Genomic DNA, 10585 nt, shown 5'->3' on the forward strand with positions numbered 1-10585 from the left:
ACACCGTCCGGTGTGTCGCGGGTGTGTGCCAACGTGCTCGTGACGGCGTTCCGCGCGAACGGGTAGGCTCAGCGCGAACGATGCGGTGAGGAAGCCGGTGCGAATCCGGCGCGGTCCCGCCACTGTGAACAAGCCAGACACTCTCCGCATCGTGAACCCACCGAGCAACCGGGGCGCGGACCCCGGATGGGAGCGAACAGTGATTCTCCTGCTGTCCACTTCGGACACCGATCTGATGTCCGCGCGCGCCAGTGGTGCCGACTACCGCTTGGCGAACCCGGCCCGGGTGGAGCTCGAGGACCTTCCCGCGCTCACCGAGGGCGCCGAGGTGGTCGTGGTGCGCATCCTCGGTGGCCGCCGCGCCTGGGAGGAAGGGCTGGACGCGCTGCTCGCCGGGCCGCGGCCGGTCGTAGTGCTCGGCGGGGAGCAGGCCCCGGACGCCGAACTGATGGAGTGCTCGACGGTCCCCGCCGGGGTCTGCGCGCAGGCGCACGCCTACCTGGCCGAGGGCGGTGCGGAGAACCTCACGCAGCTGTGGCACTTCCTCTCCGACACGCTGCTGCTGACCGGGCACGGCTTCGAGCCGCCCGCCGCGATGCCGAACTGGGGGCTCTACCAGCGCACGGCGCAGCGGACCGAGGGACCCACGGTCGCGGTGCTCTACTACCGCGCGCATCACATCGCGGGCAACACCGCGTTCGTGGACGCCCTGTGCGCCGCGATCGAGGCCAAGGGCGGGGTGCCGCTTCCGGTGTTCTGCGCCTCGCTGCGCACCGCCGAGGACGAACTGCTCGCCACTCTGGGTAAAGCGGACGCGCTCGTGGTCACCGTGCTCGCCGCGGGCGGCAGCACCCCGGCCGCATCGAGCGCGGGCGGGGACGACGACGCCTGGGATGTCGGGGCCCTGGCCGCACTGGATGTGCCGATCCTGCAGGCGATGGCGCTCACCTCGAGCCGCGCGCAGTGGGAGGACAACGACGAAGGGCTCTCCCCGCTGGACGCGGCGACCCAGGTCGCGGTTCCCGAGTTCGACGGACGGCTGATCACGGTTCCGTTCTCGTTCAAGGAAACCGATGCGGACGGGCTCACCCACTACGTCGCCGACACGGAGCGCTGCTCCCGGGTCGCCGGGATCGCGGTGCGGCACGCGCGCCTTCGCCACATCCCGAACGCCGAGAAACGGATCGTGGTCATGCTCTCGGCGTACCCGACCAGGCATTCGCGCATCGGCAACGCCGTCGGACTGGACACCCCGGCGAGCGTGGTGGCGCTGCTGCACCGGATGCGCGAGGCCGGTTACGACATCGGCACCGAGACCTTCCCCGGGGTGGAGGCGAACGATCCGGACGCGCTCATCCACGCCCTGATCGCCGCGGGCGGTCAGGACGAGAACTGGCTCACCGAGGAACAGCTCTCCGGGAACCCGGTGCGCATCTCCGCCGCCGAGTACCGCGCGTTTTTCGAGAGCCTGCCCGAGGAACTGCGCTCGAGCATGATCGAGAAATGGGGGCAGCCCCCGGGCGAACTGTTCGTGGACCAGGCAAGCGGGGACATCGTGCTCGCCGGGCTGCGCGCGGGCAACGTGGTGCTGATGGTGCAGCCGCCGCGCGGATTCGGGGAGAACCCGATCGCCATTTACCACGATCCCGATCTCCCGCCGACGCACCACTACCTGGCCGCCTATCACTGGCTGGAGCAGGGCTTCGGGGCCGACGCGATCGTGCACGTCGGTAAGCACGGGAACCTGGAATGGTTGCCGGGCAAGACGGTCGGCCTCTCGGCGGCCTGTGCCGCGGACGCGGCGATCGGGGAACTGCCGCTGGTGTACCCGTTCCTGGTCAACGATCCCGGTGAGGGGACCCAGGCCAAGCGCCGGGTGCACGCCACCTTGGTCGATCACCTCGTCCCGCCGATGGCCCGCGCCGACTCCTACGGCGATATCGCGCGGCTGGAACAACTTCTGGACGAGCACGCGAACATCGCCGCGATGGACCCGGCGAAGCTGCCCGCTATCCGCGCGCAGATCTGGACGCTCATCCAGGCCGCCAAGCTCGACCACGACCTCGGTATCGAGGATCGCCCGCACGACGCGGAATTCGACGACTTCCTGTTGCATGTGGACGGTTGGCTGTGCGAGATCAAGGACGCGCAGATCCGCGACGGGCTGCACATCCTCGGCGCGGCCCCGGAGGGCGAAGCGCGGATCAACCTGGTCACCGCGATGTTGCGGGCCCGCCAGATGTTCGCCGGTTCGCAGGCGGTCACCGGTCTGCGTGAAGCGCTCGGATTCTCCGAACAGGGCGGCGAATCCCGGGAGTCCACCGATTCCGCGGAGAGCACCGCGCTCGCGCTCGTCACCGCGATGGAGGAACGCGGCTGGGATCCCGCACGCGCGGGCGAGTGCGCGGAAACCGTGCTCGGCGCGCAGAACCGGGCCGTGGCCGAGATCCTGGAGTTCGCGGCCGCCGAAGTCGTGCCCCGGCTGGCGGGCACCTCGGGCGAACTCGATGCCACGCTGCACGCCCTGCAGGGCGGCTATGTGCCCGCGGGCCCGAGTGGTTCTCCGTTGCGCGGCCTGGTGAACGTGCTCCCGACCGGGCGCAATTTCTACTCGGTCGATCCGAAGGCGGTGCCGAGCAGGCTCGCCTGGGAAACCGGTCAGGCGATGGCCGAATCACTGCTCGAGCGCTATCGGCAGGACACCGGTGACTGGCCGCCCTCGGTCGGGCTCTCGGTGTGGGGAACATCCGCGATGCGCACCGCGGGCGACGACATCGCCGAAGTCCTCGCGCTACTCGGGGTCCGCCCGGTCTGGGATGAGGCCTCGCGCAGGGTGACCGGGCTCGAGGTGATCGAGCTCGCCGAACTCGGCCGTCCGCGCATCGACACGACCGTGCGCATCAGCGGGTTCTTCCGGGACGCCTTCCCGCACGTGGTCGCCCTGCTCGACGACGCGGTGCGGCTGGTCGCCGAACTGGACGAACCCGCCGAGCAGAACTTCGTGCGCAAGCACCTGCTCGCCGACCTGGAGGAGCACGGGGACCAGCGCCGCGCCCGCACCAGGATCTTCGGTTCCAAACCGGGCGCCTACGGTGCCGGGATCCTGCCGCTGATCGAGGGCCGCAACTGGCGTGGGGACGCTGACCTCGCCGAGGTGTACGCGGTCTGGGGCGGTTACGCCTACGGCCGGGATCTGCACGGTGAACCAGCCCGCGGCGATATGGAGAACGCCTACAAACGCATCGCGGTCGCGGCGAAGAACGTGGACACCCGCGAGCACGACATCGCCGATTCGGACGACTACTTCCAGTACCACGGCGGGATGATCGCCACCGTGCGCGCGCTCACCGGTTCCTCGCCGCGCTCCTACATCGGTGACTCCACCCGGCCCGATGCGGTGAAAACTCGTTCACTGCAAGAGGAAACCTCCCGGGTCTTCCGCGCCCGGGTGGTCAACCCACGGTGGATCTCCGCCATGCGCAAGCACGGCTACAAGGGTGCTTTCGAGCTCGCCGCCACCGTGGACTACCTGTTCGGCTACGACGCCACGACCGGGGTGGTCGAGGACTGGATGTACGAGAAACTCGCGGAATCCTACGTTTTCGACGAGCAGACCCGGAAATTCCTCGACCAGTCCAATCCCTGGGCGCTGCACGGCATCACCGAGCGGCTCATGGAGGCGGCCGACCGCGGTCTCTGGGCCGAACCCGAGCCCGAGACGATCGACCGACTGCGCGCCGCCTACCTGGAGACCGAGGGCGATCTCGAGGACCGTTAGCGGCGCCGGGCGAACCGCGGCGCGTGTTCCGGGAGCGGACCGATCCCGATCAGGTAGGCCGGGACCGCGGTGAGCGCGGGGAACCGGTTCACCAGCCGCAGCACGGCCTGCGGTGGGCCGGCGGAGCGGGTGCCGCGGACCGCGCCGTCGATCATCGCCGCGTGCATCACCCGTTGCATGCCCTGCACGAGCGTCATCGCCAGCCAGCGGCGCCGTTGCACGGCCGCGAGATCGCGTTCCCGTAGCGCTCCGCTGCGCAGCGGTTCGGCGAGCAGCCGGGCCGTGGCCACCGCGTCCTGCACCGCGAGGTTGATGCCCACCCCGCCGATCGGGGACATCGCGTGCGCGGCGTCACCGATGCACAGCAGGCCCTCCCGGTGCCAGCGGCGCAGCCGGGAAAGCCGCACGTCCAGATGTTTCACCTCGTCCATCGAGGCCAGCCGGTCGATCTGCGGGGTGTACCGCGGCATCAGCGCACGCAGCCGGGAGCGGAACGCCTCGATCCCCTCGGCGCGCAGCCGCGCGTCGATGCCCTTCGGGGCGATATAGGCCACCTGCAGGTAGTCCTCGCGCGGGATCAGCACCGCGAACTGGTCCCCGCCGATCGCCGGGCTCAGCGCCGCGGGCCGGTCCTCCGGGGCGTCCAGGCGGAACCACCATGCGTCGAAGGACACCGGGTACTCGTGCGGACGCAGCCCCGCCGCCTCACGCACCGTCGACCAGCGCCCGTCCGTGCCCACCGTCAGCCGCGCACGCAGCGCGCCCTCGCCGTCCGGGCCCCGGTAGCGCAGCCCGGTCACCGTGTTCCCCTCCCGGAGCAGGCCGGTGCACTCGGTGCTCATCCGGAGAGTGAAGTTCGGCTCCTTGTTCGCCGCCTCCGCAAGCAGATCGAGCAGATCCCACTGGGGAACCATCGCGATGTACGGATGCGGGGTGCGCAGCCTGCTCAGGTTCGCCACCGTCATCGGCTCGCCGTTCACCGGAACCTCCACCGAACGCACCACACTGTGCGGCAGCTCCGCGAACTTCTCCCACAGCCCCAGCTCGTCCAGTAGCCGCAACGTCGAGGGGTGCACCGTGTCCCCGCGGAAATCCCGCAGGAAATCCGCGTGCTTCTCCAACACCGTCACTTCGATGCCGGCCCGGGCGAGCAGCAGGCCCAGCATCATCCCCGCGGGGCCACCGCCGACAACACAGACCTCAGTGCGATCCATGGCCCATCACCCTTTCCAACGTATGTTGAATTAATCTCAGAATGCACCCGTAGCCACGGGTACGTCAAGCGGGTACCCCGATTCGGCGACCGTGCGACCATGGTCTACTCTTATGTCTCGGCGGTACGGCACAGACCGTGCCGCTGCACTGTGTAAGCAGTGGGGTATGGTGTAATTGGCAGCACGACTGGTTCTGGTCCAGTTAGTCTAGGTTCGAGTCCTGGTACCCCAGCGGTTCGACGACCAGTCGTCAGCCAAGCAAGCCCCCGTCGTCTAGCGGCCTAGGACGCCGGCCTCTCACGCCGGTAGCGTGGGTTCGAATCCCATCGGGGGTACAAACTAGTTCCACGCAAGAAGCGTCTGCTCTCTGAGCAGGCGTTTTTTGCGTTTCTGCCATGCTGTTGATCCTCTCTACGGTGCTGCTGATGGTAGGGGCGTGGTCTTCAGGCAGGGTGATGGTGATGGTGGCTTTCTGGGTGTCGTTGTGAAGCTCGACACGGAGCTGGGTGATCTCGAAGAGTTCGAGCAGTAGATCCTCGGGGGCGTCGCTGAGGTTGGCGGAGAGCAGGGGGAGTGCGTCGAGGATCCCTTGGTCCTGTTCGGTTGGCTTGTCAGGCTCGGTCTGTTCTGCGGCGTCGAGCTCGGTGAGTGCGGCGAGCACGGTGTTCCTTTCGGTTTCGAGGTGGTTGTAGGTGTCGCGGAGACCGCGGTTGAATGGGTCGTCTGGGTCGCCGGTTTGAGCTTGCTGCAGGAGGCGGCGCTGGCGGGTGCCGAGGTCGCTGAGGGATCGGTTGAGGCGGTCGCGTTCTGCTTGGCGTTGCTCGGCGAGGTGATCGTCGAGGGTGTCGATGTCGGCGGCGAGTAGTTCGTGGCGTTGGGGGCTGAAGAGGCGTTCGGTGTAGACGGCGAGGATGGCTTCGGTGAGCTCGTCTTCGCGTAGGTAGACGGTGGTCGGGTGGTCCGGATGCTTGTCGGGGCGGGCTTTGTTGTTCTTGCTGGGGACACACCGGTAGTAGGTGAAGTCGTGGCGGGTGATGCCTTCGAGGCGTCGCCCACACGCGCAGAACACCCGACGTCGGAGGAGATAACGCCGTTTGGTCTTGGGGTTCGGATTGGTCGTTCTTCCTCCTTCGCGAGAACCGTGGTTGAGGCTGATCTCAGCGTTGATTTCGTCGTACATCCATTTGGGGATGAGGGGTTCGTGCTGGGGTTCGTGGGACCAGACCCATTTGCGGGGGTCGTTTACCTTGCCGTGGCGTGAGCGGGTGGCTCGTCGGTTGAAGACTTGGTATCCGGTGTATTTGGGGTTTCTGAGGATGTCGAAGACGCTGGATTTGCTCCAGTAGCCGCGTGCGCGTCCGGGGATGCTGGGTTCGGGTGGTGGGTACCGGGTCAGGTCAGTGTTGAGCCGGTCGGCGATGGCGCCTGCTCCGAGTTTTTCGTAGTAGCGCCAGAGTGCGATCTGGGTGACTGTTTCGCCTTTTGCGTCGTCGGGTTCGAGGCGGGATTTGGTGCGGCCTTTGGCGGCTTTGGTGGGGTTGGGGTGTTTGAAGACCTTCGCTCGGTAGCCGTGGCAGGGTTTGCCGATGTTCCAGCCTTCGCGGACGTGGGTGCAGAGTCCGGCCCAGGATTGTTCGAGGGTGTTGAGGACTTCGTATTCAGCGACGCTCTGGTTGATGCGTCGTTGCAGTACTCGTTGGGCGCGGCTGCCGGTGATGGTGATCGGCTCGTTGGAGGCGAACAGTGGCACGTCGGCGTTTTCGAGCTGGCGCTCGACGGAGATGCCTTCGAAGGTGCGGCGCGCGACCCGAGACATGCTTTCGGCGATGACGACGTCGAATCGCCGGTTGGCTCGGGTGGCTTCGTCGAGGAGGTCGGAGATGCCGCCGTCGCGGGAGATGGGTATGTCAAAGCGTTCGTAGTTGCTCTTGTGGCCACGAGCGTCGAGTTCCATGCGGCCGGATTCGATGTCGTAGAAGTGGGCTACGACGACCCAGGATTCGGGGATGGCTGTCTTGCAGGAGTGCAGTTGCCGGATCATGGATTGGCGCGGATCTTGCTGGTCCTCGGTGGAGGTGCGGCCGAGGAACGCTACACGTACCTCGTCTTGGAGCAACGCTGTCGGCATCCCCAACGGCGAGACCGCGTAGTCCGAGAGGCCGGAGGGACCCGAGACTGGAACATGACGACGCGAGGGTGTGTCGAGACAAGACCGATCAGACGGGGACGAGACGGGCTCGGCAGCGGGACTGGACAAGATCTATCACCTCACGACGATCAAAGACTAGTCATGTATATGACGAACGATAGCCGCGATGACGGGACTCGTGGGGTACTGATTGCCCGTACACGACCAAATCTGTCGGGCATGGGGACATCCACGTCCGCTGTGGTGAGCTCAGGCGTCCGGAGGCTGTCGTATCTGCTGCTGGGTCGTGGCCCATGACAGAAGTTCGTGCGTTACCCGCGCAAGACGACCTCGCAGCTGTTCGGCCTCGTGACCAGAAACGAGCTGTACTTCGCTACGGTATCGCCGCTGTACACCGCGGTTCGGGGAGGCACGGTACTCCCAATCATCTGCTGGTGCCACGGTGACCGGTTCGAAGCATTCGGCATTGTGCGGATCACCGGGCCCGAGATTACGAGACCGTGCAGGTGCGTCGTCGGGATCAGACATGGTCGTGCTCGAATACGGCGAGACCGGTCTCGCAAGGGGCTCGGTCACCAAGCTCGGACGGCTCTCGTTGTCGCGAAGACGTGCGAGCCTCATGATTGTCCGCGGTGAACTCGACTCGGCCCTCGACTCTCGCCGACGCTCGGCTGACGCGCATGATCTCCCCCTCGGTGCTGAGCTGCCGAGCTCGGTTGACAGTTCACGGCAGCTACCACCGATATACCCAATGATCCCCGTAGCGGAGGAAAACTCGGCCGAAAACCGATCGAATACAACTCGCCTTTGCGGCAGCGCGTAGCACCAGAACGCTCAGTGTTGCGGTCGAAAAACGGTAGTGCTGCTGAGGTCAGGAACGGGAAGTCAATGACCAGATGCTGGTCGTCGTGTGCCGCGGTTCTTCTGCCGGGCGTTCGGTCCAGCCACTAATGCAGGCTGTGAGGTCTGCGATCAACGCGCGATGCTTTACTGGTCGTTGGTGTGTGCTAGTGCCCAGAACAGGGCGCGGACTGCGTCGGTGGTGTCGGGGTCCGTGATGCGGTTTGAGTTGAGGTGGCGTACGAGGCGCCAGAGATCTTCGTAGATCCCGTCGCGTAGTTGGGCACGGGAGGGCGGATTGCGCGGGAACAAGAACTCGAACCGCTTCTTCGTGTCACCACGTGCTTCAAGCTGGCGCGCGGGGTCGTGACAGTGACGAACCCGCACGCACCGTCATCACCGGATTTGCGCTGGAGCCAGTCGGGGCCTGAGCCAATCGTTAAGGGGTCTTTGGGGGTTGGGTTTCGTGCGTGTCGGGTCGGTGGTGGTGGGTGAGTAGTTGGTCTGGTGTGTGTTGGCCGGTGGCGAGGTCGTGGGCGAGTTGGGACAGGGGCCGGTGATTGTGGTGGGCGTAGTTGCGCAGCAGGGTGTATGCCTGGTGCATGTCGAGGTTACCGGCCTCGGCGAGGGTGCCTTTGGCTTGTTCGACGACCGTACGCCAGTGCAGTGCGGCTTGGAGTTGCTCGGAGAGTGTTTCCTGGCGGTGGACGGCACGGTGCTGGAGCAGTCCGATGGTGGCGACGTCGGCGAGGGCCTGGCCGAGCGCCGCACTGTCCTGGTCCACGGGGGTCGTCCGGTTGTTGAGCAGGGTCAGGGATCCGATGGTTTGCTCACGCAGTCGCATCGGGATCGCGTAGGCGGCGTGGTAGCCGGCGTGGGTGGCCGCGTGGACGAAGTCGGGCCACCGGTCGGCCTCGGCGTTCAGGTCTGGGCTGGCGACCGGGGCGCCGGTGTGCGCCGCGTCCTGGCATGGTCCGCCTCGGGTCTGGCTGGCGAACAAGTGGACCAGCTCGGCGTGTTCGGACGAGGTGGCGGTGGGGCGCCATCCACCGCGCTGATCGGAGAGCATGACCCCGGCCGCGGAGACATCGAGGAGTTCGACCGCGCGTTCGGTGAGCAGGGTCAGGAAATCGAGCACGTCGAACTCGGCGACCAACGTGTCGGCCAAGGTCACGAAGGTGGCGGCCAGTCGTTGTTCCCGGGCGCTACTCATGATGGTCCTTCCTCAAATCTGTGTTTCGCATGGCGTCGTGTCATGGCTGGTCGGGGGAAAACCGCAGCGTGCGGGCGACCACTTGGCGGGCGACTTCGGCCAGCGGTACCTGGTTGGTATAGGCGTAGCCGCGCAGCCGCATCAGCGCGGTCTCGGTGGAGGCGGCGAGCTGGACCGCCACCATGCCGGTGGCCTGGTGTACCTCGGCGTGTGAGTCGGCCAACCAGCTCACGTCGTCGGTGTCGTGCCCATCCAATTCGCTCATGACCGCATGGGTGGCCAGTTCGGCCAGGATCAGCGCATCGGCGACCTGTGCCTGGGTCAGCGGACCGGCGGCGTCGCGGTAACAGTCCAGCGACCCGAGCCGCACCACCCCGACCTGCATCGGGAAGGAGAACACCGCCGCCGCGCCCAGTTCGAGGGCTTCGCGAGTAAAGGCGGGCCAACGGGAGGTTTCGGCGGCCAGGTCCGCGATCAGCACCGGTCCACCGGAATTGAACGTGTCCAGGCACGGCCCCTCGCCGACGGTGAGTTGAAGATCTTCGAGCCCGGCGCTGACCTCGTTCGAAGAGTGCACCAACCCACGGCCTGGGTCATGCCCGTCGCCATCGTTGAGGTGGGTCAGCACGGTCGCTCCGGCGCCGGTCACAGCCAGCTCCGCCACCAGACAGGCACAGATCCGGCTCATCCGCGGGCCGTGCTCGGCGTCGGCGGCCAGCAGCTCTTCGAGTTGCCGGCGCCGCTGCTCGTGCATGCCCTGTCCTCCTGTTCCGGTACGGCCGGCGTTAGCTTGATACCGGACGGTCGCGACCCTGCACGAGCCAGCGTGCCACGTCCACCAGTTTCAGGTTCGTGTTTTGCGAGCTGTGTACCAGCATCGTGAACGCGGTCTCGGCATCTACACCGAACCGCTCGATCAGAATGCCCTTCGCCTGCCCGATCACATCCCGGGTGGCCAGCGCCCGGTGCAGGCGGACGGATTCCTGCGCTCCGGCCAGTACCAGCGCGGCCTGCGAGGCGAACAAGCCGCCCAGCATCTGCGAGTCGAGATCGAACCTCTTGCGAACACTGGAGTAAAGGTTCAACGCGCCCAGGGAGTCATCACGAGTGAACAGCTGGAACGACAGCATGCTGAGAATCCCTCGGGCAGCAGCCTCCGGGGCAAACCGCGGCCACCGGTCGGCCTCGGCGACCAGATCGTCGACCACCACCGTGTGCTGGTCCCACAACGCGGTCACACACGGACCTTCCCGGTAGGTGGACTGCAATCGATCCACCTCCGAGACGGTACTGCTCGACGGCGTGTACGAGGTGATCACTCCGTCGCCGCGCAGCAACGACACGCCGGCATGTTCGGCGCCAGGGACTGTGGCCACTGCCGACGACACGAT

The 10585-nt window shown here is 66.5% G+C and carries 6 protein-coding genes, 2 tRNA genes, 1 pseudogene and 1 riboswitch; of the genes and pseudogenes, 4 read left to right on the forward strand and 5 right to left on the reverse strand.

Annotated features, from left to right (window positions below; translation table 11 throughout):
- Positions 1–26 precede the first annotated feature (26 nt).
- Positions 27–163, forward strand: a riboswitch (cobalamin riboswitch).
- Between the two features lie 36 nt (positions 164–199).
- On the forward strand, positions 200–3778 hold the full coding sequence (gene cobN, locus A37U_RS0113370; protein WP_026197187.1) for a cobaltochelatase subunit CobN: 3579 nt from the start codon (positions 200–202) through the stop codon (positions 3776–3778).
- On the opposite strand, the gene A37U_RS0113375 is transcribed toward cobN, so the two are convergent.
- The gene (locus A37U_RS0113375; protein ID WP_026197188.1) at positions 3775–4992 is read right to left on the reverse strand and encodes an FAD-dependent oxidoreductase; all 1218 of its coding nucleotides are present in this window, start codon (positions 4990–4992) and stop codon (positions 3775–3777) included. The genes cobN and A37U_RS0113375 overlap by 4 nt on opposite strands.
- Positions 4993–5152: 160 nt before the next feature.
- Between A37U_RS0113375 and A37U_RS0113380 the strand changes: the two genes are divergently transcribed.
- The 3 genes from A37U_RS0113380 to A37U_RS53605 all read left to right on the forward strand — a co-directional run bounded on the left by A37U_RS0113380 (position 5153) and on the right by A37U_RS53605 (position 5857).
- Positions 5153–5224: transfer RNA gene (locus A37U_RS0113380), tRNA-Gln, on the forward strand.
- 30 nt (positions 5225–5254) lie between these two features.
- Positions 5255–5327 (forward strand) — tRNA-Glu (locus A37U_RS0113385).
- Between the two features lie 254 nt (positions 5328–5581).
- Entirely contained in the window at positions 5582–5857 is a 276-nt protein-coding gene (locus tag A37U_RS53605; protein ID WP_026197189.1) for a hypothetical protein, read from the forward strand.
- Positions 5858–6199: 342 nt separating this feature from the next.
- Here the strand turns inward: A37U_RS53605 and A37U_RS54635 are convergent.
- The 4 genes and pseudogenes from A37U_RS54635 to A37U_RS43525 form a co-directional block, all read right to left on the reverse strand.
- Positions 6200–7120 (reverse strand): annotated as a pseudogene (locus A37U_RS54635) (recombinase family protein); the annotation flags it as partial.
- Between the two features lie 1300 nt (positions 7121–8420).
- Positions 8421–9194 (reverse strand): GAF and ANTAR domain-containing protein, encoded by a 774-nt coding sequence (locus tag A37U_RS0113415; RefSeq protein ID WP_020497158.1) that lies wholly within the window; start codon positions 9192–9194, stop codon positions 8421–8423.
- Between the two features lie 40 nt (positions 9195–9234).
- Entirely contained in the window at positions 9235–9948 is a 714-nt protein-coding gene (locus A37U_RS0113420) for a GAF and ANTAR domain-containing protein (RefSeq protein ID WP_020497159.1), read from the reverse strand.
- A gap of 31 nt (positions 9949–9979) precedes the next feature.
- Entirely contained in the window at positions 9980–10582 is a 603-nt protein-coding gene (locus A37U_RS43525) for a GAF and ANTAR domain-containing protein (protein WP_338055008.1), read from the reverse strand.
- Positions 10583–10585: the final 3 nt, after the last annotated feature.

It is taken from the genome of Sciscionella marina DSM 45152, from assembly GCF_000379465.1.
In the GTDB taxonomy this organism is placed as follows: Bacteria; Actinomycetota; Actinomycetes; order Mycobacteriales; family Pseudonocardiaceae; genus Sciscionella; species Sciscionella marina.